This is a genomic window from Archangium sp. Cb G35 (genome assembly GCF_001896145.1).
Taxonomy (GTDB): domain Bacteria; phylum Myxococcota; class Myxococcia; order Myxococcales; family Myxococcaceae; genus Archangium; species Archangium violaceum.
Genome location: NZ_MPOI01000003.1, coordinates 582,648 through 605,706, shown reverse-complemented (window position 1 = coordinate 605,706; position 23,059 = coordinate 582,648). Strand labels below are relative to the sequence as shown.

The following is a 23,059-nucleotide window of genomic DNA, read 5'->3' as shown; positions in this document are numbered from 1 at the left end:
CCGCTCCATGGACTGATGGGAAGCGGACACCCGGAGTCCTCCTCAGAGCAACGCGAGGGCTTCTTTCGGACTCATGGTACGTGGATCCTCGGATGGCCGGTGCGGCGTGTGCAGCCGCATCAGCAGCTCGCGCAGCCGGGGCGAGGGGTTGATGAACTGCAGGCCCACCCCCGGAGACATGCGCCAGGTCCGCGCCTGGGCCGAGTCCACGTGCCGCACCACCTCGCCCACGCACTCCACCTCCTCGCCGCCGATCTGCAGGGTGAACTCGAGGCGGGTGAAGAGTGGAGGGAAGGGCTCGGCGCAGCACATGAAGAGGCCACCGCGGCTGAGCTCGCTGCAATGCACCACCACCGAGCCGGCGTCCCGGGCGCGGCGCACCCGGGCCGTCCAGGTGGGCGGCGGGGTGGGATCGTTTGGATCCGGCAGGGACGGGAGCGCGGGGATGGGCGTGTTGCCGTACTCGGAGGCCACCTGCGCGGCCTGGGCCAGCCGGGTGGCATGCGGCCGCGAGACGGGCTCCGGCTGCACGGAGGCGAGCAGGGCCTTCTTGAGCTCGGGCGCGCTGGGGAAGCGCTCCGCGGGGTTGCGGGCCAGGGCGCGCAGCAGGACGCGGGAGAGCGCCTCCGGCACGTGGGGCGCCAGCTCGTGGGGCGCGCGCAGCGGGGCCTGCGGCTCCGACGAGAACACCAGCTCCGCCATCTGTCCGCGCGGGTAGGGCAGCTGGCCGGTGAGGAGCAGGTAGCCCGTGACGCCCAGCGAGTAGACGTCCGCGCGTCCATCCACGGGCTGGCCCGCCCACTGCTCCGGCGCCATGTACGCGGGGGTGCCGAACACCTGCCCCACCATGGTCTGCTCCGGATTGCCAGCGCCGTGCAGCGCCTTGGCCACGCCGAAGTCGAGCACCTTGAGCGTGGGCCGCTCGCCCGGGCGCTCCATCATGAGGAGGTTGTCCGGCTTGAGATCCCTGTGCACCACGCCGCTGCGGTGGACGGCCTCCAGCGCGTCACACGCCTGGGCGAGCAGCCACGCCACCAGCTCCGGCTCCGCGGGGCGCTGCAGCCGCGACAGGGGCATTCCGTCCAGGTACTCCATGACGAAGTAGTGCAGCCCGTCCTCGGACTCGTTGATGTCGAAGATGCGGACGATGTTGGGGTGGCCGATGAGGTTCACCGTGCGCGCCTCGGCGTAGAAGCGCGCGCGCAGCCGATCGTCCTGGGCCATGGTCGGGTGCAGCACCTTCACCGCCACCCGGGCGCCGATGATGGTCTGCTCGGCCAGGTACACCGTGCCCATGCCCCCGCTGCCCAGCAGCTGGGTGAGCCGGTAGTGTCCGAGCGTGCGGCCCCGCAGATCGAACAGGGCGGGAATCGTCCTCGGAATCTGGTCCGACGACTCTGCCCCCGTCCAGGTGACCTGCTCGATACACGGGCCGCTGACGGGATGTTCTGATGCGCAGTGCTCGCAGTGCATGGCGGATACCGAACACCTGCAAAGGCCATGCTCCGGTCAGGAGTGGGCACATGTGGCCGGAGCGGTGTCTCGGGGGTCCGGCCCCGGCGGAAAATCAAGGTGTTGCATTGCCCACCAGCGCACGCCCCGCGGGCCTCCGGAAGCGGCGCTCAATTCGTTCAGCTGGACGTGGGTAGGATTGATCAAAACTTCCACATCTCCCGGGTTTGCATGGATCTTCTGCTCTCGCTGCCCGGCTGCGGTGGATGTGCAAAAAGCACGGAAAGTCCCTGGAGGCACACACGCGTGGTCATCATCGTCATGGGGGTGTCCGGGTCGGGGAAGACGACGGTGGGACTGCGGCTCGCCGCGGCGCTCGGGTGCCGGTTCCGGGACGCGGATGATTTCCACCCTCCCGGCAACATCGCGAAGATGTCCGCGGGCATCGCGCTCACGGATGAGGACCGGGCGCCCTGGCTCACGGTGCTGCGGGAGCTGGTGGAGAACACGCTGGAGGAGGGTGGGGCGCTGGTGCTGGCGTGCTCGGCGCTGAAGCGTGCCTACCGGGAGCGGCTGACGGTGGATGCGGCGCGGCAGCGGTGGGTGTACCTGCGGGTGCCCCCGGAGCTCCTCGCCGAGCGGCTGAAGGCGCGGCGGGGCCACTACATGCCGGCGGTGTTGCTCGGCAGCCAACTCGCGGCGTTGGAGGTGCCGGAGGACGCGCTGGTGGTGGAGGCCACGGCGGCTCCGGACACGCTGGTGGCCACCATCCTCCGGGAGCTGGGGCCGCGGCCGGCCCCCTGAGCATCACTCCAGCTCGTCCAGCTCGCGGAAGGCGGGCCACACGAAGGGCGGCACCGTCCAGCGCTCGCGCAGGCGGGCCTCCAGTGTCTCCAACGTGCGGGCGAGCCCCGGAAAGCCATCCGCGGGGGCGAGCAGGGCCCGGCAGCGCGCGAGGTGGTGCAGCAGGGCAGCGCGCTCGGAGAGGCCCGGTGCCCACTCACGGTCCTCTTCCAGCACACGCGGGTGCAGCCACTGGAAGAGGTTCACCGTGCGCGCCAGCGCCACCGTGGCCCGTGCGCGCACCCACGCCGAGTCCGCCTGGGCCGCCTCGCATTGCGAGGACAGGGTGATGCGGTAGGTGATGTCCGCGCGGGCGATGAGCTCGTCCGGGAGCGGCAAGGTGACGAGCCACATCAGCGCGTCGTACAGCGCGTGGCGCATGCCCGCGTACTCGAAGTCGAGCAGGCGCGGGCCGTTGGCGGTGAAGAGGACGTTGCTCGGCGCGAGGTCCCCGTGGGTGAAGGCGAGGAAGGGTCCCGGGTTGGCGAGCGTGCGCGCCACGTCCTGGAGGTCCTCGTGCAGGCCCGGCGCCGCCTCGGCCTCCACCGCGGACAGCCAGCGCAGCAACCGCTCCTCGTTGTCCAAAAGGAAGCGCGCGTTCTCCACCCGCACCCGCTGGGGGCGCGGAGGCAGCGCCTGACGGACGAGCTCGTATTCGGAGTGGAGGCCCAGGGTGCGCGCGTGGAGCTGTCCGGCGAGGCGCGCGGTGGCGATCAGCCCTCCGGTGGCCGCGCGGGCATCCTCACCGCGCAGCAGCTCCTCCAGCGTGCGTCCGCGTCCCAGGTCCTCCAGCACGAAGAGGCGCGCGTCCACGTCGGCCGCGAGCAGCCGGGGGCCGAACTCCACTCCCTGCCGGGTGAGGAAGTCCGCGCCGGCCTGGTCATCGAGCCCGCACACGGGGTCATCCCGGAAGTGCTTGAGGATGATGGCGGGCACCGGGCCGCCGCGCACCTGGGCGCGCACCACCACGCTGCGGGACTCCGTCTTGAGGAGCTCGGGTGCGCCGAGGAGCACCGGGCGGCCCCATGCCGAGGACAGCGCGCGGGCCCCCTGGGCCAACAGGGAGGTGAGGTCCGGTGGGCTCAGGACCGCCGCTCCACCGTCGCCCCCAGCCGCTCGAGCAACTCGCGGTACCACGTGAAGGCCCGCTCGGTGCGTCCCGGCAGGGCGTTGGTGCCCCACAGCACGGTGAGGGTGCGGCGCGTGCCGGCGTGCGTCTTGGTGCGCTGCGCGTCCTTCACCGCGTTGGCGCAGGGGCCCTCCGCGTCGAAGAGGCACAGCAGGCCCCCGAGGTCGATGCTCTGCCCGGAGGCGTTGAAGACATACGATGCGTCCGCGGGGGCAATGCCGATGCGCAGGGGTTCCTTCGCCCGCTCCGGGTCCACCACGCTGATGGGCAGTCCGCTGTGCAGCGACACCGCGTTGCACACGTCCACCGCGGCGTTGATGGAGCCGAGCGTCCCATCCCCCGCCGCCCGCACCAGGTACTCCGAGGCCGGCTTGCTCCGGCCCGTGGGCTTGAAGCCGCCATGACGCAGCAGGTCGCGCACCGCGCCACGCACGGCGTCATCGGCGCTCAGGGGCGCCGGGGCGTCCAGCTTCAGCAGCGCCACCAGCCACTCGGGAGAGGGCTGCTCCGACAGGGGCTTGGGGAAGGTGGCCTCGAAGGCCACCGTGTCCAGCAGGGGATGGGGGTCGACGGTGAGCACGGCGTCCTTCTACTCGAAGAGGCGGGTGGCCATGCGCTGCATCTTCTTCGCCTTGTCCGTGTACGGCGGGAAGAAGGTCTGCAGGAAGGCAATGGGGCCCTGGCGCAACACCGCCCGTTCGTGGCTGAAGGTCCGGAAACCGTACTCGCCGTGGTAGTTGCCCACGCCGCTCTCGCCAATGCCGCCGAAGGGCAGGTCCGCGTTCGTCAGGTGTACCACCGTCGTGTTCACGCAGGTGCCTCCCGCGGATGTCTCCGAAACGAGACGGTCCACCGCCTGCTTGCTCTGGCTGAAGATGTACATGGCCAGGGGCTTGGTGCCCGAGCGGATGTGCTGAATCGCCTCGTCCATCCGCTGGTAGCGCAGCACCGGCAGCACCGGGCCGAAGATTTCCTCCTCCATGATGGGGGCCTCGGGCTTCACGTCCGCCAGCACCGTGGGGGAGATGTAGCGGCTGGTGGCGTCCACCACGCCGCCCGTCACCACGCGCACCCCGCTGGCCACCGTGCGCTCCAGCAGCCCGTTCACCCGGGCGAACTGCGCGTCATCCACCATGCGGCAGAAGTCCGGCGTGGCCTTCCGCGCCTCCTCCGTCCTTCCGTAGAAGCGCTCCAGCGTCTCGCGCACCTTGGAGAGGAACTCCTCCTCCTTCGAGGCGTGCACCAGCACGTAGTCCGGCGCCACGCACGTCTGGCCCCCGTTGAGGAACTTGCCGAAGGCGATGCGCTCGGCCGCGGCCTTCACGTCCGCGTGCTCGTCCACCACCGCGGGCGACTTGCCGCCCAGCTCCAGCGTCACCCCGGCCAGGTGCTTCGCCGCCGCCTCCATCACCTTGCGCCCCACCTTCGGGCCCCCGGTGAAGAAGAAGTGGTCGAAGGGCAGCTCCAGCAGCGCCTGGCTCTCCTGCGCGCCTCCCTCCACCACCGTCACCTCGGAGGGATCGAACACGTCCCGGATGAGCTGCGTGATGAAGGCCGCCGTGTGCGGCGTCTTCTCGCTCGGCTTCAGCATCACGCAGTTGCCCGCCGCCACCGCCGCCACCAGCGGGGAGAGGGTCAGCTGGAAGGGGTAGTTCCACGGCGCGATGATGAGCACCACGCCCTTGGCCTCGTAACGCACCTCGCTGCGCGTGCCCGCGAGCAGCACCGGCGTGCCCACCTTGCGCGGCTTCATCCACTTCGCCAGGTGCTTGATGGCGTGGTCCAGCTCCATCAGCACCAGCAGCAGCTCGCTCGTCTCCACCTCGGCCGCCGGCTTGCGGAAGTCCGCGTGGATGGCCTGGTAGAGCGCCTCGCGCCGCTCCACGACAGCGCGCCTGAGCTTCTTCAGCTTCTCGACACGCTCCCTCGCGCTCGTCCTCGACAGCTCCCAGCGCCGCGCCCGCAGCCGCTCGAAGCGCTCCTGGAAGGGATTCTTCCGGCCCTGCTCCTCCATGCTCACCACGCGCATCGTGTCATCTCCTCGGGATGTGATTCAGCGGGCTTCCAGCCCGCGCAGTGAAGTCGTGAGCGCGTCCGTCAGCTCGCGCGTGAAGTCCACCCGGAGCGGCTCCAGGTGCGGGGCGGCCGCGTGGGCCTCGCGCGCCACCGGGGCCAGGTCCGCCATCTGCCGCAGCCCCACCACCAGCGCGTGCACGTGCAGGAAGACGCGCACGCCCTCGCCCACCTTCAGGAAGGGCAGCCGCTTCTCCACCAGCGTTCCCGCCCTCACCACCGCCTCCAGCAGCCGCTCCTTGAAGCCGCGCACCTGCTCCACCGTGACGTTCTGCTCCAACACCGTCTGCAGCCTCGCCAGCAGCCGGGTGAGCGGCTCCTCCCCCTCCAGCGTCTCCGCCACCGTGCGCGCCACCCGCGCCCCCGTCCACTGTCCCTCACCGCGCTCCAGCGTCTCCTCCAGCCGCGCGAACCACGCGAAGAGCTGCTCCTCCAGCAGCGCCAGGAAGAGCGCCTCCTTCGTCGGGAAGTAGAGGAACACCGTCCCCTTGGCCAGCTGCGCCCGCTCCGCCACGTCCGCCATCTTCACCTCGTCGTACGAGGTGGCCCGGTACAGCTCCAACGCCGCGTCCAGCAGCTGCCGCCGCCTCGCCTCCTTGTCCTCTTCCTTCCTCGCCCGCTGCGGCGGCACCCGCTTCGCCGTGTTGCTGACCATGAGTCATTTCGTAAGAGGCGATGTTCATGCTGTCAAGTGACCTTGGGTCATCTGTTCACGGGCGGAGAAAGTCGCGGCGGCCCGGTTGATGTGCGAGAATGTGGGCATGCGTCCCATCCAGGCGGAGTTGCTCGACGGCGGCGCGCTGTACCGGGAAGTGGTGCTGGGCAAGCTGGCGCACGCGCGCGAGTCGGTGTGGATCGCCACCGCGAACGTGAAGGCCATGTACGTGGAGCAGGCGGGACGCTACGTGCCGCTGCTTCAGGTGCTGGACGGGCTGGCGGCGCGCGGGGTGGCGCTGCGGCTGCTGCACGCGGAGATGCCCAGCCGGCCCTTCCGGGCGGAGTTCGACAAGCGCGCGCGGCTGGTGCGGGGCGGGTTGGAGCTGAAGGTGTGCCCGCGGGTGCACTTCAAGACGGTGCTGGTGGACGGGGCGTGGGCGTACCTGGGCAGCGCCAACCTCACCGGGGCGGGGCTGGGGGCCAAGGGCGAGGACGTGCGCAACTTCGAGATGGGCTTCGTCACCGAGGACTTCGACGTCATCGACCGGGTGACGGCGCTCTACGAGTCGGTGTGGAGCGGGGCGGAGTGCCGGGGCTGCCGGCTGCGCGCGGTGTGTCCGGACCCCATCCTCCCCGCGAGTGCACGGCCGGCGAAGAAGGAGTCCCCTGGCGGCATCCGTCTGGGCAAGGCGCGGCGCCTGGTGCGCGGGCGCGGCTAGTCCGGCACTGCGGGTCCGTACAATCCCAGTGTTCGGAATGTTACAATCGCCCCCCGATGATGCCTGATGCCTCCGGGATGCAGGCCCTGCGCGGGGTGAAGCGGAAGAACTACTTCGTCTGTGCGGCACTCCTCTTCGGGGGATTCATCGCCCATGGACTGAGCGCGGGAGCCTTCGCGCCGGCGCTCGTGCTGGCGTACGGGGGGTGGGTCGCGAGCTTCCTGGTCATTGGCGTGGCGGTGGGGGCGGGGTGGATTGCCGTGAAGTCGGCGGGGATGTGGTCCGGGCCGGTGTCGCTCGTGGCGGCCACGGTGCTCATCCACCTCACCGGAGGGCCGCTCAGTCCCTGCTTCCCGATGCTCAGCGCCATTCCCTTCGCCATCGCCATCTTCACCCCGGACACCCGGGTGCCCACGGTGATGGCCTGCGTGGGCATGCTGGGGGCGGTGCTGGTGCTGGACGTGCTGGCCGGCCTGCCGCCGCGCGAGCTGCTGGCGCACGGGGCGAGCTTTGGACTGATTGGAGCGATCGCCATCGCCGGGACGCAGACGTACCGGCGGATGAGGGACGCGGAGAAGACGGCGCAGCAGGAGCGGCTGGTGGCGTTGGATCAGTTGTCCGAGAGCGAGCGCCGCCGGTTGAAGGCCGAGCGCGAGCGCGCGGAGGTGGACCGGCTGGTGCTGGTGGGGCAGTTGGCGGCCGGGGTGGCCCACGAGGTGAACAACCCGCTGGCCTTCGTGAAGTCCAACCTCGGCTTCCTGGAGCGGGAGCTGCGCACCGAGGGCGGGCCGCTGGACGTGGGGGAGCTGCGGGACGTGGTCGCCGAGACGCAGGATGGGGTGCTGCGCATCCAGCAGATCGTCATGGATCTGCGGCGCTTCTCGCGGGAGATCGACGAGGGCGACGCGGGGAATGCGGAGGACGCCATCCACGAGGCGAGGCGGCTGGCCTCGGTGCGCCTGCGCGGCCTGGGGGACGTGACGCTGGAGATCGACGCGGAGCTGCCGCCGGTGCGGTTGGGGCAGCGGCACCTGGTGCAGGTGTTGTTGAACCTGCTGGTGAACGCGGCGGATGCGGTGGAGGACGCGGAGCCCGCGCGCCGGGCGGCCATCGCGGTGAGGGCGCGGAAGCTGGAGGGCGGGGTGCGGCTGGAGGTGGAGGACAACGGCCCGGGGATTCCCCCGCACGTGTTGGCGCGGCTCTTCGAGCCCTTCTTCACCACCAAGCCGCCGGGCAAGGGCACCGGGCTGGGGCTGGCGCTGTGCCGCGAGTATGTCTCTCGCGCCGAGGGCTCGCTGCATGCGGAGAACCGCTCCGAGGGCGGCGCCCGCTTCGTCATGTGGTTGCCGGCGGCGGGCGAGCGCGTCTCCGCTTCGGCCTCCGCCGCGGCGTGAGACCCGCGCGGCGCCGGTCCACTCGCGGAACATCTCCTACTCAACATTGAAGCCGGTGTGCTGGGGGCGTTGCCGGCCGGGACATATCTTTGTCTGAAAATCCTGATTAGTATGTGATTGGACCGCCCCCCCCATTGGTCGCAGATCTCACCTACCAGTTATTGAGAATTGATAGGCATTCCCGCGGTTGTGGATGCGGACAGGGGACTCGAGGGGGCAGGTGGGGGGGTATACACCATGAGTCTCTCATCCGTGCCCGCGCCGCGTGTCCTGGTCATCGATGACACTCCGTCGATTCACCAGGACTTCCACCGGCTGCTCGCCGAGAGCGAGGGCGGCGCGTCACTCGCGGAGTTGAGAGCCTCGCTCTTCGGCATGCCTCCACCCCGGCCCAGGGGGTATTGCTTCGAGGTGGACTCCGCCTTCCAGGGAGAGGAGGGTCTGCGGCGCGTGAAGGCCGCACTGAAGGAGGGGCGGCCGTACGCCCTGGCCTTCGTCGACGTCCGCATGCCGCCGGGAATGGACGGCGTGGAGACCACCGAGCGCCTCTGGCGGGAGGACCCGGACCTCCAGGTCGTCCTCTGCTCGGCGTACACGGATTACTCCTGGGAGCAGGTGGTGCAGCGGCTGGGCATCAGCCAACGGCTGCTCATCCTCCACAAGCCCTTCAAGAGCATGGAGGTGCGGCAGATGGCCCACTCGCTCGCCGAGAAGTGGGAGTTGCTGCGGCGCGAGCGCAGGCGGGTGGCGGAGCTGGAGCAGGCCAACGCCCAGCTGCGGCGGGAGACGGAGGAGCGCAGGCGGCTGGAGTTCAAGCTCGTCCAGGCCCAGAAGCTGGAAGCGCTGGGGCGGCTCGCCGCCGGGCTGGCGCACGAGGTCAACAACCCCCTCAGCTTCATCATCGCCAACCTCCACCATGTTCGAGGGGAGCTGAAGGCGCTGGCCGCCACCCAACCCCCGCTCGGCGTGGAGGAGCTCGAGGAGTCCTGCCACGATGCGCTCCAGGGCTGCGAGCGCATCCAACGGCTGGTCCAGGACGTGCGGGGCTTCTCCCGCGGCAGGCGCTTCCCCGACGCGCCGGTGGCGCTGGACACGGTGCTGGAGGATGCCCTCGCCATGGCGAACCTCGCCCAGGTGCCGGGGCTCCGGGTCGAGTGGGCGCGGTGTCCGGTGCCGCCCGTTTTCGCCGACGAGCATGGGCTGGGGCAGGTCTTCCTCAACCTCATCATCAACGCCCTCCATGCCGTGGCGAAAGGGCCCGCCGAGCCCCGCATCCGCGTGGCCACGGGCCTGCTCGCGGATGGCCGCGTGTGGGCGGAGGTCCAGGACAATGGCCATGGCATCGCCCCCGAGGATCTGGGCCGCATCTTCGAGCCCTTCTTCACCACCAAGCCGCCGGGCGTGGGCACTGGGCTGGGCCTGTTCATCTGCCACGGCCTCATCACCGGCTTCGGCGGCGAGCTCTCCGTGGAGAGCCTGCCTGGTCAGGGCGCTACCTTCCGTATCCTGCTGCCAGCGGCCCCCGCCGCCCATGCCGATGCGCCTTCCAGCGCGGTGGCATGAGCTTCCGGGCGGGCAGCCTCCGTTCCTCCCTCCCCTGGTGTTTCCGGTGGGTCCGTGCGTGGATTCACGCTCCAACCCGTTGAGCGCGTTCCATGCCGAACTCGATTCCTTCCCGCCCTCGTGCCTCCCTGGCCCGCGCGACGCTCCTCAAGATGGGGATACGCATCGCGTTGGTCATCGCCCTGGGGACGCTCTTCAGCTACCTGCACCTGTTCAAGACGCTGCGCGACCAGTCCCTCCTTCAGCTGGAGCGCTCGGTCGTCGAGCGCGGCCACCGCGAGGAGTCCATCTTCCTGCTGGCGGAGGACCACCATGCCTTCCTCAAGAAGGCCCTCCAGGAGCGCATCCAGTCCTTGAGCCTGGAGGAGGCGGCCTCCCGCTTCGAGCGTCTGACCGTCCAGCTCCCCGACGGGACGATCCGCAGCCGCCCCGAGGGCTTCGATGGCACGAAGACGCCGGGGTTCATGGTGTTCCGCGGCGTGTCCCCCAGCGCGGAGCTCCGCCAGCGGCTCGTGGCGGCGTACGACGTGCTCGTCCAGCACGGGCCGCTCCTGCTGACCCGCGTCGCGGACACCTACATCATGATGCCGGAGGGAGCGTTCGTGACCCTGTGGCCGGAGCGCCCCACCTATACGCAGGACGCCGAGCCCGACTTTCCGCTCTACACCTTCGATTACTTCACCAACAGCCTTCCCCAGAACAACCCCCAGCGGAGGACGGCCTGGTCCGGCGCCTTCGTGGACTCGGTCTCGAAGGTCTGGATGGTCACGGCCTCCACCCCATTGGATGTGGAGGGCCGTCATGTGGCCACCATCGGCCATGACATCCTCCTGGATGCGCTGATGGCCCGCACCGCCAAGGGCCACCTGCCCGGCGCGTACAACGTCATCTTCCGCGACGATGGTCAGCTCATCACCCATCCCGAGCTGAAGCTGGATGGCACCGAGGCCTACAACATCCTCGACGCCGGGCCGGGCTCCACCCAGATCGGTTCCCCGGAGCAGCGGGACCACCTGCGGCACATCTTCGAGCGGGTGATGGCACGCGCGCCCGCCCAGAGCGTGCTGGAGCTGCCGGAACACGGCGAATTCCTCGCCACGATCCGGCTGGGGGGGACGGGCTGGAACTTCGTCACGGTGCTCCCCGAGAAGGAGCTCACCGTGCCCGCCCTCCTGGCGGCGCGCTACGTCCTGGTGTTCGGCCTGGCGTCGCTGGTGTTGGAACTGGCCATCATGTTCTGGGTGCTGCGGGAGCAGATCTCCCGTCCCCTGCTGGACTTCACCCACGCCACCGAACGGATCGCCACCGGGAACTTCCAGGTCCAGCTGGACACCCGGCGTCAGGACGAGCTGGGACAGCTGGCTCAGTCCTTCGGTCTCATGGCGGACGAGGTCCAGCGGCGCGAGGAGGCCCTGCGGCAGGCCAACGAGGGGCTGGAGCAGCGGGTGGACGAGCGCACCCGGGAGCTCAAGGACGTCCACCGGCAACTGGTGCAGGTGGCACGGCAGGCGGGCCGGGCGGAGGTGGCCACCAGCGTGCTGCACAACGTGGGCAACGTGCTCAACAGCGTCCACACCTCGGCCATGCTGGCCAAGGAGCGGCTGGTGGGCCTCCAGGTGGACGACGTCAGCCAGCTGGCCACCCTGCTCGAGGCGCGCCGGAACGATCTCGCCACCTTTCTCACCGAGGACGAGCGCGGCCGGAATGTCATGCCCTTCCTGAGCGGGCTGGGACAGCACCTGCGCAAGGAAACCCATGAGGCCGTGTCGCTGCTCGACGAGGTGGGCCGGTACACCGAGCACATCGGCACCATCGTGAAGCTGCAGCAGAACTACACCCGGGCGCCCCGGCTCAACGAGCCGGCCAATCTGGTGGAGCTGTTGGAGGACGCCCTGCGCATCAACTCGGCGGGGCTCACCCGTCATGAGGTGCGGGTGGTGAGGCACCTGTCCCCCGTGCCTCAGATACTGACCGACAAGCACAAGGTGTTGATGATTCTGGTCAACCTCATCAGCAACTCCAAGTACGCCCTGGATGCGGCGCCCGCGGAGCAGCGGTGCCTGACGCTGCGGATGGAGTCGCCCGCGGCCGGCAGCGTCCGCATCGAGGTGAGCGACAACGGGATGGGCATCGAGCCGGAGCTGCTCACGCGCATCTTCCAGCACGGCTTCACCACCCGGGAGGAGGGCCACGGCTTCGGTCTGCACTCCAGTGCGCTGGCGGCGCAGGAGCTGGGCGGCACGCTGACGGCGCACAGCGACGGTCCCGGGCGCGGCGCCACCTTCACCCTGGAGTTGCCCTGCACACCGCCGGAGGCGGCATGAGTGACAAGCGGCGCATCCTGGTCATCGACGACTCCGCGGCCATCCACCAGGACTTCCGGCGGCTCCTCTGTCCGGAGCGCGGCGGGAGCCCGGAGCAGCTCGCATCGCTGCGGACGGCCCTCTTCGGTGCGTCCCCCGCTCGTGAGCGGCCCGCCGGTCCGGAGTTCGAGGTGGAGTCGGCCTTCCAGGGACAGGAAGGGGTGGCCCGGGTACGGGAGGCCGTGGCGGCGGGCAGTCCCTACGCCTTGGTCTTCCTGGACTACCGGATGCCGCCCGGCGGCAATGGGGTAGAGACGCTGCGGGAGCTGTGGAAGGTGCATCCATCGCAGCGGGTGGTGCTCTGCTCGGCCTACTCGGACTACTCCTGGGAGGAGATTGTCGAGGAGTTCGGCGAGACCCCGCTGCTGAAGGAGCTGCGCAAGCCCGTCAACGGCCACGAGCTACGCCAGCTGGCGCTCACCCTCTCCGAGCCGTAGGCCGTCCCATGCGAAGATTTCCCCTCTCCCCCCGGGAGAGGGACGGGGTGAGGGTGCCAGGACCCCGGGTTGAACCCCCTGTCCACACTGAGGGCCACGGGTTTGAAGAACGGGCTCGGATACCCTCACCCTGACCCTCTCCCGAGGGGAGAGGGGATGTCTTCGCTCACTTCTCTTGAGTGTCTCAGGGCGTCTTGCGGTGCCGGGCCCGCCAGGCGCTGGGGGACTCGCCGGTCATCTTGCGGAACAGGCTGCTGAAGTGCTGCAGCGAGGCGCACCCCACCTCCACGGCCACCGCGGTGAGCTTGGCGTCGCTCTCGAGCAGCAGCGCCTGCGCGGTACGCACCTGCACCGTGTTGAGCTCGGACTGGAAGGAGGTGCCGGCCTCGCGCAGGCGGCGCTGGAGCGTGCGCTCGGACATGCTCAGCTCCCGGGCCACGTCCGCGAGGTTGGCGTCCACCAGCCGGTGGCGCAGCACCCGGTGCAGCTCGCCGAGCAGCGGAGACTGCCCCATCTGCTGCATCACCAGGTCGTTCAGCTCGTTCATCAGGGCGCGGGACTCGTCCTCGGGACGGCCCAGCCAGGCGAGCGCCTCGTGCGCATCCGCGAAGGCCCGCGTGGGGTAGCCGGAGCTGACGAGGCTGTAGAAGCCGCCCACCACCGCGCCCGCCATGCCCTCGGGCCGCACCAGCGCCTGGCGCTTCACCGTCTGGGTGAAGCCGGAGATGCGCGGCGCCATGTACTTCACCAGCACGGACAGGCCGCTGGCGTCCGGGGCCTCCACGCGGCTGGCGTCCACCAGGGACAAGTGGGGCACCGCGGGGGCCAGCTCCACGTCCAGCACCTGGGTGAGCCGTTGAATCTGGGCCTCGCCGGGCCTGCCCCACACGGTGAACCCGCACAGCTCGGGCGTGGCGTACCAGTGGAAGAAGTTCTCTCCCGTCAGATAGCGGCCGATGGGGTCTCGGAGGTAGTCGTCGAGTCCTTCTGCGGGGCGCACGGCGCGGCAGCATAGCGCTTGAGGAGCCGGGCCACCCAGGACGGATGGATGGGGGACAGCGGGGTTTGCAGTGCTGGACGAATCAACCCCTCGGAGGCCAGACGCTCCGTGAGGGCCGGCAACTCCCGCCAGGGAAGCTGGGGACGCAGGTGGTGGGCCTGGTGGTAGCCGGCGTTGAAGCACAGGAGGTTGTACAGGCGGGACGTGGACGTCACGGCCAGCGAGTCCCGGCGGGTGGCATCCGTCTCGTGGTGGGCGGCCAGGTTGAGCACGTGGATGGACATCTGCCCCGCGAGCATCATCCCGAAGTAGGACAGGGCCAGCCACGGCCGCCACAGGGCGAGCGCCACCAGGGAGCCCTGCAGCAGGACGAAGTCGAGCACCAGCTCGGCGCGCTGGCCCTTCCGCTGTCCGGCCACCTTCCACACGTTGGCCAGCAGGCCATAGGGCCAGAACCACGGGGTGAGGGTGGAGCGCACCAGGTACGTCAACGCGCCCTCGCCGGAGCGGCGGCGGCCCCAGTCCCCCTCTCCATCGTTGTACCGGTGATGGTTGAAGTGGTGGATGTGGTAGCCGCGGTAGGCGAAGCCGCAGGCCACGCCGAGCGTGCGTGACACCAGCCAGCGCAGCGCCCGGGGGCGGGCGATGGGCTGGTGCATGTGGTTGTGCAGGACGGCGTAGTTCCAGAAGAGGAGGAGGAAGCCGGCCACCATCAGGGTGACGCGGCCCGTCATGGGCAGGGTGTCCCAGCTCACCAATAACGCGGCGAGCCAGGTGCACCAGAGGCCATGGACGGCGAGGTGGGGCACATCGAGGGCGGGGTGGGCGGAGGGGCGGAGGGGCATGGCCCCTTCGATGTACGCACGCGGGGTGTGAACTGCTTCATTGCAAGCGCCAATCGGTTGCGCCAGCGCGAAAATCCGGACGTTCCCGCTCCCCCCTCTGATGGGCGGTGGATCAGTCCTCGCCCTCGCGGCGGAGGGTGGAGGCCATCAGGGAGAGGGCGCGGATCTGCGTGCTGTTGAGCTTGCGCACGTTGCGCAGCAGCCGCCGCATCGCCGGATGCTCCTGCTCGGAGGAGGGGGGCGGGGGCTCTTCCCAGATGGGGGGCTGGGGCGAGCTGAGCGCGAGCAGGGCATCCGCGGACAGGTGCAGGGCCAGGCAGATGCGGCGCAGCGTGGGGACACTCGGCATGAGCAGCCCCCGCTCCAGCCGGCCGTAGACCTCGGTGGCCACGCCGATGCGCTCGGCCACGTCCGCCTGCGTCAAACTGGCCTTCTGCCGGGCTTCCCGGGCCGCGTCTCCCAGGGCCTTGGACAGCTTCAGCTTCGCCTCGCGCTTGCTCCGGCGGGGGCGGAGGGGGGGAGGGGAAGGGGTCTGCTCGGGGGGGACTTGAAAAGTAGTCTTCGACGCCATGGCTCCGTCCTGACTCCTCGCTGGCTTATATGACTTCGCAAGTCATGTGTCAGCGGTGACTTTGAAAGTGGGTTGTGAGGTGACGCACGAAAAGAAAGAGGCCCCCGGCCCGTGTTGGTGGCACGTGCCGGGAGCCTCTCGAGGCACCAAGGAAGAAGCCGTGGCTCCTCCCAACTGATGCTCATGGGTGCTGACAGGGACCGGTGTCACCCGCACCATGTCCCTGCACGAGCCGACCAGTGGCGTTACCCAGAAGGACTCGCGTGTTTCGTGTTACCTCCCAGCTTGAGTCTGGGAGCCCCACCTGTCAAGTCACCTGCGTCAGGGGTTCAAGGCCTGCGGAGGACGCGGAGCGCTGTACCCGGGCATGTAACATTTGCCCTCGAGTTCGTAGGCATCCTCACAGGGTGGACGAGATGCGATTTCGACCCAGCATCCACCGCGGATGACGACCTCGTGCCGCGACTTGCATGGCGGGCGGTTCTGACCCCGGAAGGGCCCCTGGGGCATGGGATGGGCAATGACATCCGTTCCGCTCGTATAGAGCGCCGAGTCGGGCTCCGGGCTGTCCAGGGTGAGCACGGGCGGCGCGGCGGCGGGGGTGATGGGCTCTGGCGTGGCGTGCGTCCACGGCGTCACTCCGAGCGCCAGCAGCAGGGCCACCACGGTTCCGCTCGGGGCGCGTGAGCGTGGCGGGGAGGGCTTCTGGGAGCCAGCCGTCAGGTGGGCCCGCGCTTCCGGCCGTGTGTCGATGCGCATCAGGGTCCCAGCCCATCGCTCGAGCATCCACGTGAGCTGCCGGAGTTGTCCGTTCGCGGGCGCGCGTTCCACCTCGAGCGCGAGGTAGGGCGGGGTGACGTTGGCGGTGGCGCGCACCTGCCAGTCCTCTTCCGCGCGCAGATCTCCTTTGGGGCCGGGCATGAGCACCAGGGCCGGGTTGCCCGTCTCGTTGTTGCGCGCCTCGTACAGCCGGCCCAGTCCGCCACCGATGGCACGGTAGCGTTTGAGAACGCGGTAGGGCTCCGGGGGCCCATCGTTCGGGTGGATGTCTTCCTTCTCGTCTTGCTTCTCCATGGGGTGTCCTCCCGGAGAAGACTCCTAACACACCGGGCTGACCAATCGAGTCGGGTCGGGACGGGGGGAACTCCGGGCACGGGGGCTCGGGTGGGGTGGGGCGGCGGGCGCTGACGGGCATGCTGGCGGGAGCGTGAGAGGTCCCGACACCTTCCGCCTGAGCGTGATTTTTTGTATACCAACAGTGAAGTCCCTGTCCGGTTCTCTACCCTGAGAGGAAACCTACCTATGAGGTTCAAGTTCACGCCTGCCCTGGTCGTTACCTCGGTGCTTGCCTGCGTTGGGGCCGCGGCCGCGTCCGTTGGCCTTGGCCAACAGGGGGCTGTCGGTGCGGCCGCGCTGACCGGTGTGCAGACGGTTGAATCCGCGCCGGTCGACATCCCCTCGGGCTCCTCCTCTTCGGTGCATGCCTATTGCCCGTCGGGCATGCGCGTCATTGGCACCGGGTTCTTCAGCTCGCTCACCAATGTGGGGTTCGTGAAGGCCTATGGCTCGTTCGTCGGCGGCTTCTTCATCAACAACTCCCCCATCCCCATCTCCGTCCATGTGCAGGCGATCTGCGCATTGGATACGTCGGGGCTGACGGCGCTCTCGAGGGGCGAGGACTTCGAGCGTGACGTGCGCCAGCTCACCGAGCAGTCGCGGCTCGAGAAGCAGGACGCCAGGTAGCGTTCACCCCGGTGCGGCCGGGCTGTCCGTGGGGCGGCCCGGCCGACGCGTGGCGCGGTGGACGCACCCCTCCCGGATCGCGCGCGGGCCCGAGAAATCGGCCCCGGCGCGATTGTCAACTCCCGAGGTGGGCCGGGACGGAAAAGTCCCAACCATTTCAGGGGTTTACCTCTCATGAAGGTCTGACATATGGTGGCGCGCTCCCGGGCGTCCCCGGGTACCGGAGCTCCCCGCGTTCCCAGGCGCGGCGGGCTCCTGGCGTGCCCCGGTGAGAGGGAGGGCTGTTCAGGCCGTGAGCGACGAGCGTCCGGACGCGCTGCTCAAGAGCGCACTCGAAAAGATCGTCTACTTCGAGGCTCGTGCCGAGCAGCTCAACCACGAGCTGACGTCCACTCGCGAGGAGATGGCGCACCTGCGGCGCGAGCTGACCCAGGCCGAGGAGCGCGAGCTGGCGCTGCGCCGGGAGGTGGCCGGGCTGGAGGTCCGCCTGGGCCGCATGGCCTCCGAGCGCGAGGAGCTCACCCGCCTCAACCAGGCCCTGCGCACCGAGCGCAGCCAGTTGCTCGGCAAGCTGCTGGAGGCCAGCCGCATCCGCACCTCGGACGGGCGCGATCGCGAGGAGGAGGACGACGACGGCCTGGGCATCGACCTGGCCTCGTTCATCTCCCAGCTGCGCAGCGAGGCGCTCGAGCGTCCGGCCGTGACCGCGTCCTCGCCGTCCGCCCCCGCCTACCCGTGGCCCTCCCAGTCCGAGCCGCAGCCGCAGCGCCCGCAGGAGGTGGAGCAGCCCGCGCTCGCGGTGGTGGCGGCGTCCGCGGCGGGTGTCTCCCCGGTGATGCAGCACGCGCAGCGCCTCTTCCTGGAGGGGCGGCTGGCGGTGAGCCCCGGGCAGATGGCGGAGCTCTCGGGCGGCGGTGACGAGACGCTCTTCGGCTTCTCCGTGCGCGAGCTGTCGGCGCCGGACGCCACCTCGCGTGTGCGCGCCGCCGAGCGCCTCAAGGCCCTGGGCCAGCCGGCCGCCGCGCCCGCCCTGGCCACGGCGCTGCATGCGGAGAAGGACCCCTCCGTCCAGGTGGCCCTGCTGGCCGCCTTCGCCGAGGTGGGCAAGGAGGAGGGCGTCCTCGTGGTGTCGCCCCTGCTGGCCTCCTCCGTTCCCGAGGTGCGCATCGCCGCCCTCAAGGCGCTGCTGAGCATCGCGCCCCAGGAGGCCGCGCCCCACCTCGCCCAGGCCGTGAAGGACCCGGACCGCTCCGTGCGCCGGCGCGCCTCGCTGCTGGCGCTGGGCCTGGAAGGGGAGGGCGCGCGCCGTCTGGGCGAGGAAGCCATCCACGATCCGGACCCCGAGGTGCGCAGCCTCGCCGCCCTGGCGCTCGGGGCCGGCAGCGGGGAGGACGCCCGCATGCTGCTGCTCGAGGCCCTCAAGGACGACGAGGTGCGCGTGCGCCGCTCCGCCGCGCAGAGCCTCTCGCGCATCCTCGGCCAGGACGTCTCCGCCGTGGTGGACATGGACGAGGGCCGGCGCCGCCGGGAGATCCGCCGCCTCGCCACGCTCCCCGTCCAGCCCGTGCGCGCCTCGCTCCTCCCGAAGCCGGCCCCCCGCGCCGCCGCGCCCGTGGCCGCTCCCGCTCCCGCTGCCCCGGCGGCCGTCCAGGCTCCCGCGCGTCCCGGCCCCGCTCCGTCCACGGCCCACCGCGCCGCGGTGCCAGCCGCCGCTTCTCCGGCCCGGGGCGTGGCCCAGCAGGCCGTGCGGACCGCCGCGGCTCCCACGGCCCCGCAGGCCCAGCCCGTGTCTCGTCCCGCCGCGCGCCAGCCCGTGTCCCCGGTGGAGGCCCTGTGTGGGCCGCTGATGTCGGAGATTCGCGCGGCCATCCGGGGCCGCTCGCTCGGTGAGCTGGCCACCGGCATCTCCGCGCCACCCGAGCTCGCCGAGGAGGCGCTTACCCTCCTGGTGGCCAGGGGAGCGATCATCCGGCGGGGCCACAAATACTTCGCCGCTTGAGGCAAGGTAGGGGCCGCCCGGTTCGACGAAGGGTTCTCTGAAGGGTCTTCCATGGATGCGCCGACGTACAGCTCCAAGCAGGTGGCCGAGATGCTCGGCTTGCCACTGAAGTCCATCGCCTCGGCGCTGAAGCAGGACAGCTACACGGGCGCCGAGGTGTGGGCCCTGCGCACGCAGCTGGGCGCGTTCCCGCCGTCGCTCGGCCGCCGCAAGCAGCTCTTCCTCAACTTCAAGGGCGGCACGGGCAAGACGTCCCTGTCCACCTCCTACGCCTGGCGCCTGGCGGAGCTGGGCTACAACGTCCTCATCGTCGACCTCGACAGCCAGGGCCATGCCACCAAGTGCCTGGGCTTCGAGGGCGAGGACTTCGACAAGACGCTCCTCAACGTCCTGGTGCGCAAGTCGCCCATGTCGGAGGTCATCCAGAAGTCCTCCCTGCCCAACCTGCACTTCGTCCCCTCCAACCTCACCATGTCCACGGTGGACCTGGCGCTCATGCCCATGGCGGGACGCGAGTTCAAGCTGCGCAATGCCCTGAAGGAAGTCGAGGCGCAGTACGACATCATCGTCTTCGACGCGCCGCCCTCCTTCGGCCTGCTCAACCTCAACGCCCTCATGGCGGCCAACGACTTGTTCGTCCCGGTGCTGGCCGACTTCCTCTCCTTCCACGGCCTCAAGCTGCTCTTCGAGACGGTGCAGAGCCTGGAGGAGGATCTCAACCACGTGCTGGACCACGTCTTCATCGTGGTCAACTCCTTCAACGCCACCTTCAAGCTGGCCAAGGAGGCGCTGGAGGCGCTGCAGACGCACTACCCGGAGTACCTGCTGCCCACCATCATCCGGCAGTGCACCAAGTTCGCCCAGGCCTCGAGCGAGGGCCGGCCCGTCTTCGTGGCGGATCCGGGCTCCAAGGGGGCCACGGACATCGAGGCCCTCATCCAGAATGTACTTCCCCGCTTGCGGGCGGGCTCGGCTCCCGGTACCGATGATAGCGGCGCGCAGCGGGCCGGTTGACGTATAACCCCCCTTCTCTCCCGCTGCTCAGGCTCGTCCATGAAGAAGGCCTTCGAACAGAACGTGTCCCGCGCCAAGCCGCGCCTCCGTCTGGGTGCATTCACCGGCGTCGTCGATCCCGCCGCGCCCGAGGAGCCGCAGGAGCAGCCCCCCCAGGCCCTGGCCCAGGAGCCCGAGCCCCAGGCCCTGGCGCCCGAGCCGGAGCCGGCCCCCGAGCCTCCTTCGTCCGCCGCCCACGACCTGTCCGCCGAGGTGCGTGCCCGTGTCGAGCGCGCCCGCGCGCCGCGTCCCACCGCCGCCGAGGTGATTGACGCCGCCCTGCGCGCCCCCGCCGTCCAGGCCCCGCCGGAGGTGCCCGCCGCCCCGGTGGCCCGGGTCGAGGCGCCCGAGCACGAGGTGGAGGTGCAGACGCCCGCCTCGCCCAAGGAGGACCTGGACAACCAGGCCCGCCGCGAGCGGCTGAAGGAGCGCCTCAAGGCGGTGCGCGAGAACCCGCGTCCCGAGCCCCTGCCGGCCAGCGTGGCCGAGGCGGGCATGCGCGCGGTGGAGCGCATCTCGGCGCTCCAGTCCGAGCTCACCAAGGTGAAGGCGCTCAACCTCACGCTCACCCAGGAGCTGGAGGTGTCGCGGCGCCAGGCGGAGAAGGCCACCGAGGAGGCCCGCCTGCGCATGGACGAGGCGCGCCGGCTCGCCACCGACATGGAGGGCCGGGTGAAGCTGCTCGGTGACCTCGAGCGCGAGCTGGCCGCGCTGGAGGGCGAGCGCGACGAGGCCCTGCTGTCGCTGCAGGAGGCCCGTCAGGCCATGCAGGCCCAGGCCCAGGAGCGCTCCACCCTGGAGGCCGCCGTCGCCGAGGCCAAGCGGGCCCTGGCCGACAGCCTCTCCGAGGAGGAGCGGCTCGCCGGAGAGCTGGAGTCCGCCAAGGACGATGCCGCCGCGCTTCGCCGCGCCGTGGACACGCTCCAGGGCGAGCGCGATGTGCTGGCCCAGCAGGTGGCCTCGCTCACCGCCGAGCGCGCCGAGCTGCTCGAGGCCCGCAAGGCGCTCGAGGCCGTGCACCGCGCCCTGAGCCAGGCGGTTTCCCGCTAGTACCCGGGTACACCTCCTTCGAGCTTCCGAAGCCCGCCGGTCCTCGTGACCTGGCGGGCTTTCTCGCGTCTGGAGCCCTGGAGAGCAGGCGGCGCGCCAGCGGGGGTTTGCCGCACCCGGGGGGGAGTCGGAGCTTTACCGGCGAACCCGGGGGGTGGTGTGCGCCGTGCGCTCCACGGTTCTCCCCGAGACACTCATTAAGGAGTGACACGTGGCTCTCGACCTCTTCAAGGAGAAGGGTGTCCCCCTGGATCGCCAGCGGTTCACCTGGAAGGACCTCACACGAAGGACCTACAGCAAGCTGGATGATGACGCCTTCACCCGGGTGCGCGTCATCCTGATGAATGGCATCGAATCAGAGGCCCTTCGCTTCAGTCACGCCTGCGCGCGGATGAACCGGGAGCTGCGCGAGCCCCTGGCCATCATCCGCCGCGTGGAGCAGCACCAGCAGACGCTCGTCAACTGGATGAACCCGGGGGACCAGTCCCCGCTGGAGACCACGGTTGGCTTCGAGCAGGTGGCCATCGAGGTGACGGCGAGCGTGGCCCAGCACGAGCCGGACCCGTACATGGCCCAGGCGTACCGCTTCGGCATGCTCGAGGACTTCGATCACCTGTATCGCTACTCGGCGCTGTACGACCGGTTGGAGGGCAAGGACCCCAACTACCTCGTGCAGAGCTATTCGGACATCATCCCCGGACGGCCCACCTCCATCGAGCACCGTCACCCGCTGGACGACGTCCGCCGGCCCTATGACGCGCGCACCGCCCAGCCGCTCACCAAGATTCACGCGCTCACCATCACCGCGGCCGAGCACCAGACCCACGACTTCTACATGACCATCGGGCCCATGTTCACCGACCCGGTGGCGCGCCAGCTCTACGCGGAGATCGCCTCCATCGAGGAGCAGCACGTCACGCAATACGAGTCGCTGATGGATCCGGGCGAGTCGTGGCTGGAGAAGTGGCTGCTGCACGAGGCGGTCGAGGTCTACAACTACTACAGCTGCCTGCGCTACGAGTCGAACCCGCGCATCAAGGAGGTCTGGCAGCGGTTCGTGGACTACGAACTGGGGCACCTGCACTACGTGATGGAGCTCTTCCAGCGGCTGGAGGGGCGTGACCCGGCCGAGGTGCTGCCCAGGGAACTGCCGGAGCCCATCCGCTTCGACAGCCACCGCGAGTTTGTGCGCAAGGTGCTGCGCGACGAAGTGCACCTGAGCGCCAAGGGCACCGGCTTCGTGCCGCGCACCGAGGAGGCCGAGCGCACGCGGCTCTACCGTGAGCAGCTCAACTCGGAGGGCTCCCCGTCGGAGACGGCCGCCGCGGGCTACCACTGGCGTCCGGGTACCGAGTTGTCGGACGAGGCCGAGCGCCTCGGCACCCTGTCCGAGGGGAGGATCCAGTAATGGAACGCAAGGCGAGTGAGATGGGGATGAACCGGACGGGCATCTCGGTGCATCCGGTGCACGGAAAGAAGGCCATCGAGGGCGCCGAGAAGGCGGCTCCGAGCAGCCCGGGGGATGCCTCGGCCATCGCGAAGGAACGCCAGGAGTTCGCGCGCGAGGTGGACGGGCTGGGCACGGTGCCGCCTCCCAACCTGAAGGGCATGGCCAAGGCGGCCATGGACATACTGAAGGGCGGCCGGTCCACGGTCCTCATGGACAAGCTGGGCCAGCGTGCTGGCTTCGAGCGCACCGGGGTGCGCATCTACGAGGCGGCTCTGTCCAAGCTGGACGTGTTCGGCACGTGGGACGGCGGGCCCTCGCGGGAGCAATTGGAGAAGATCCGCCGGGATGAGCTGTCGCACTTCGCGCTCGTCAAGCGCACCATCGAGAAGCTGGGGGGAGACCCCACGGCGGTCACGCCCGCGGCGAACCTGCAGGCCACCATGTCCGAGGGCGTGCCGAAGATGCTGGTGGACCCGCGCGTCAACCTGCTGCAGTCGCTCGAGGGGCTGCTGACGGCCGAGCTCGTGGACAACGCGAGCTGGGAGCTGCTCATCGAGCTGGCGCGCGAGCTGGGACACACGGAGATCGCCGAGGACTTCCAGCGGGCGCTGGACGCGGAGCAGGAGCACCTGGCGCTGGTGCGTGCCTGGATCGCGGCCGGAACGAAGCTGGAGGCGAGGGTCGGCGAGGAGGCCGCGGGAGCCCCGGCGTAGCGCCA

The 23,059-nt window shown here is 70.0% G+C and carries 21 protein-coding genes; 12 read left to right on the top strand and 9 right to left on the bottom strand.

The window, feature by feature from the left end; translation table 11 throughout:
• Window positions 1-42: 42 nt before the first annotated feature.
• Complete coding sequence (locus BO221_RS12790; RefSeq protein ID WP_073560687.1) at window positions 43-1,473, bottom strand: serine/threonine-protein kinase; 1,431 nt, start codon at window positions 1,471-1,473, stop codon at window positions 43-45.
• Window positions 1,474-1,758: 285 nt separating this feature from the next.
• Between BO221_RS12790 and BO221_RS12785 the strand changes: the two genes are divergently transcribed.
• Window positions 1,759-2,256 carry a gluconokinase gene (locus BO221_RS12785; RefSeq protein WP_073560686.1) on the top strand — a complete coding sequence of 166 codons (498 nt, stop codon included), beginning with the start codon at window positions 1,759-1,761 and terminating at the stop codon, window positions 2,254-2,256.
• A 3-nt stretch (window positions 2,257-2,259) separates the two neighbouring features.
• Here the strand turns inward: BO221_RS12785 and BO221_RS12780 are convergent, their stop codons facing one another.
• The 4 genes from BO221_RS12780 to BO221_RS12765 all read right to left on the bottom strand — a co-directional run bounded on the left by BO221_RS12780 (window position 2,260) and on the right by BO221_RS12765 (window position 6,152).
• Complete coding sequence (locus BO221_RS12780) at window positions 2,260-3,309, bottom strand: phosphotransferase family protein (RefSeq protein WP_158079833.1); 1,050 nt, start codon at window positions 3,307-3,309, stop codon at window positions 2,260-2,262.
• 68 nt (window positions 3,310-3,377) lie between these two features.
• On the bottom strand, window positions 3,378-4,004 hold the full coding sequence (locus tag BO221_RS12775; RefSeq protein ID WP_073560684.1) for a hypothetical protein: 627 nt from the start codon (window positions 4,002-4,004) through the stop codon (window positions 3,378-3,380).
• Window positions 4,005-4,013: 9 nt separating this feature from the next.
• A complete protein-coding gene (locus BO221_RS12770; RefSeq protein WP_073560683.1) occupies window positions 4,014-5,453 on the bottom strand; it encodes an aldehyde dehydrogenase family protein in 1,440 nt (479 codons plus the stop codon).
• Window positions 5,454-5,477: 24 nt separating this feature from the next.
• Window positions 5,478-6,152 (bottom strand): TetR/AcrR family transcriptional regulator, encoded by a 675-nt coding sequence (locus BO221_RS12765; RefSeq protein ID WP_073560682.1) that lies wholly within the window; start codon window positions 6,150-6,152, stop codon window positions 5,478-5,480.
• A gap of 106 nt (window positions 6,153-6,258) precedes the next feature.
• Here BO221_RS12765 and BO221_RS12760 point away from each other — a divergent pair, with 106 nt between their 5' ends.
• The 5 genes from BO221_RS12760 to BO221_RS12740 all read left to right on the top strand — a co-directional run bounded on the left by BO221_RS12760 (window position 6,259) and on the right by BO221_RS12740 (window position 12,630).
• Complete coding sequence (locus BO221_RS12760) at window positions 6,259-6,873, top strand: phospholipase D-like domain-containing protein (protein ID WP_073560831.1); 615 nt, start codon at window positions 6,259-6,261, stop codon at window positions 6,871-6,873.
• A 56-nt stretch (window positions 6,874-6,929) separates the two neighbouring features.
• Window positions 6,930-8,267 carry an ATP-binding protein gene (locus BO221_RS12755; RefSeq protein ID WP_073560681.1) on the top strand — a complete coding sequence of 446 codons (1,338 nt, stop codon included), beginning with the start codon at window positions 6,930-6,932 and terminating at the stop codon, window positions 8,265-8,267.
• A 237-nt stretch (window positions 8,268-8,504) separates the two neighbouring features.
• Window positions 8,505-9,830: an ATP-binding protein gene (locus BO221_RS12750; RefSeq protein WP_073560680.1), complete on the top strand. Its 1,326-nt coding sequence runs from the start codon at window positions 8,505-8,507 to the stop codon at window positions 9,828-9,830.
• Window positions 9,831-9,922: 92 nt separating this feature from the next.
• A complete protein-coding gene (locus tag BO221_RS12745; protein ID WP_233165939.1) occupies window positions 9,923-12,154 on the top strand; it encodes an ATP-binding protein in 2,232 nt (743 codons plus the stop codon).
• The gene (locus tag BO221_RS12740; RefSeq protein WP_073560679.1) at window positions 12,151-12,630 is read left to right on the top strand and encodes a response regulator; all 480 of its coding nucleotides are present in this window, start codon (window positions 12,151-12,153) and stop codon (window positions 12,628-12,630) included. The genes BO221_RS12745 and BO221_RS12740 overlap by 4 nt, the downstream gene beginning before the upstream one ends.
• A gap of 184 nt (window positions 12,631-12,814) precedes the next feature.
• Here BO221_RS12740 and BO221_RS12735 read toward each other — a convergent pair whose 3' ends face one another.
• From BO221_RS12735 to BO221_RS12720, 4 genes are all read right to left on the bottom strand, one after another.
• Entirely contained in the window at window positions 12,815-13,492 is a 678-nt protein-coding gene (locus tag BO221_RS12735) for a helix-turn-helix transcriptional regulator (protein WP_083681011.1), read from the bottom strand.
• Between the two features lie 80 nt (window positions 13,493-13,572).
• Complete coding sequence (locus tag BO221_RS12730; RefSeq protein ID WP_073560678.1) at window positions 13,573-14,475, bottom strand: fatty acid desaturase; 903 nt, start codon at window positions 14,473-14,475, stop codon at window positions 13,573-13,575.
• 112 nt (window positions 14,476-14,587) lie between these two features.
• Window positions 14,588-15,046: a helix-turn-helix domain-containing protein gene (locus tag BO221_RS12725; RefSeq protein ID WP_083680982.1), complete on the bottom strand. Its 459-nt coding sequence runs from the start codon at window positions 15,044-15,046 to the stop codon at window positions 14,588-14,590.
• A 321-nt stretch (window positions 15,047-15,367) separates the two neighbouring features.
• Window positions 15,368-16,120 carry a hypothetical protein gene (locus BO221_RS12720; protein WP_073560677.1) on the bottom strand — a complete coding sequence of 251 codons (753 nt, stop codon included), beginning with the start codon at window positions 16,118-16,120 and terminating at the stop codon, window positions 15,368-15,370.
• Between the two features lie 228 nt (window positions 16,121-16,348).
• On the opposite strand from BO221_RS12720, the gene BO221_RS12715 reads away from it, so the two are divergent.
• The 6 genes from BO221_RS12715 to BO221_RS12690 all read left to right on the top strand — a co-directional run bounded on the left by BO221_RS12715 (window position 16,349) and on the right by BO221_RS12690 (window position 23,054).
• A complete protein-coding gene (locus BO221_RS12715; RefSeq protein WP_073560676.1) occupies window positions 16,349-16,789 on the top strand; it encodes a hypothetical protein in 441 nt (146 codons plus the stop codon).
• A 292-nt stretch (window positions 16,790-17,081) separates the two neighbouring features.
• Complete coding sequence (locus BO221_RS12710) at window positions 17,082-18,788, top strand: HEAT repeat domain-containing protein (protein WP_073560675.1); 1,707 nt, start codon at window positions 17,082-17,084, stop codon at window positions 18,786-18,788.
• 51 nt (window positions 18,789-18,839) lie between these two features.
• Window positions 18,840-19,802 carry a ParA family protein gene (locus BO221_RS12705; protein ID WP_073560674.1) on the top strand — a complete coding sequence of 321 codons (963 nt, stop codon included), beginning with the start codon at window positions 18,840-18,842 and terminating at the stop codon, window positions 19,800-19,802.
• Between the two features lie 39 nt (window positions 19,803-19,841).
• Window positions 19,842-20,891, top strand: coding sequence for an extensin-like protein (locus BO221_RS12700; protein ID WP_073560673.1), 1,050 nt, complete (start codon window positions 19,842-19,844; stop codon window positions 20,889-20,891).
• A 211-nt stretch (window positions 20,892-21,102) separates the two neighbouring features.
• Window positions 21,103-22,299 carry a hypothetical protein gene (locus BO221_RS12695; protein ID WP_073560672.1) on the top strand — a complete coding sequence of 399 codons (1,197 nt, stop codon included), beginning with the start codon at window positions 21,103-21,105 and terminating at the stop codon, window positions 22,297-22,299.
• Window positions 22,299-23,054, top strand: coding sequence for a ferritin-like domain-containing protein (locus tag BO221_RS12690; RefSeq protein WP_073560671.1), 756 nt, complete (start codon window positions 22,299-22,301; stop codon window positions 23,052-23,054). Before BO221_RS12695 ends, BO221_RS12690 begins: the two co-directional genes overlap by 1 nt.
• Window positions 23,055-23,059: the final 5 nt, after the last annotated feature.

Coding starts and splice junctions, on each gene's coding strand:
- BO221_RS12790 (WP_073560687.1), bottom strand. CDS start 1,473: ATGCACTGCGAGCACTGCGCATCAGAACATCCCGTCAGCGGCCCGTGT.
- BO221_RS12770 (WP_073560683.1), bottom strand. CDS start 5,453: ATGCGCGTGGTGAGCATGGAGGAGCAGGGCCGGAAGAATCCCTTCCAG.
- BO221_RS12765 (WP_073560682.1), bottom strand. CDS start 6,152: ATGGTCAGCAACACGGCGAAGCGGGTGCCGCCGCAGCGGGCGAGGAAG.
- BO221_RS12760 (WP_073560831.1), top strand. CDS start 6,259: ATGCGTCCCATCCAGGCGGAGTTGCTCGACGGCGGCGCGCTGTACCGG.
- BO221_RS12755 (WP_073560681.1), top strand. CDS start 6,930: ATGATGCCTGATGCCTCCGGGATGCAGGCCCTGCGCGGGGTGAAGCGG.
- BO221_RS12750 (WP_073560680.1), top strand. CDS start 8,505: ATGAGTCTCTCATCCGTGCCCGCGCCGCGTGTCCTGGTCATCGATGAC.
- BO221_RS12745 (WP_233165939.1), top strand. CDS start 9,923: ATGCCGAACTCGATTCCTTCCCGCCCTCGTGCCTCCCTGGCCCGCGCG.
- BO221_RS12740 (WP_073560679.1), top strand. CDS start 12,151: ATGAGTGACAAGCGGCGCATCCTGGTCATCGACGACTCCGCGGCCATC.
- BO221_RS12730 (WP_073560678.1), bottom strand. CDS start 14,475: ATGCCCCTCCGCCCCTCCGCCCACCCCGCCCTCGATGTGCCCCACCTC.
- BO221_RS12725 (WP_083680982.1), bottom strand. CDS start 15,046: ATGGCGTCGAAGACTACTTTTCAAGTCCCCCCCGAGCAGACCCCTTCC.
- BO221_RS12720 (WP_073560677.1), bottom strand. CDS start 16,120: ATGGAGAAGCAAGACGAGAAGGAAGACATCCACCCGAACGATGGGCCC.
- BO221_RS12715 (WP_073560676.1), top strand. CDS start 16,349: ATGAGGTTCAAGTTCACGCCTGCCCTGGTCGTTACCTCGGTGCTTGCC.
- BO221_RS12705 (WP_073560674.1), top strand. CDS start 18,840: ATGGATGCGCCGACGTACAGCTCCAAGCAGGTGGCCGAGATGCTCGGC.
- BO221_RS12700 (WP_073560673.1), top strand. CDS start 19,842: ATGAAGAAGGCCTTCGAACAGAACGTGTCCCGCGCCAAGCCGCGCCTC.
- BO221_RS12690 (WP_073560671.1), top strand. CDS start 22,299: ATGGAACGCAAGGCGAGTGAGATGGGGATGAACCGGACGGGCATCTCG.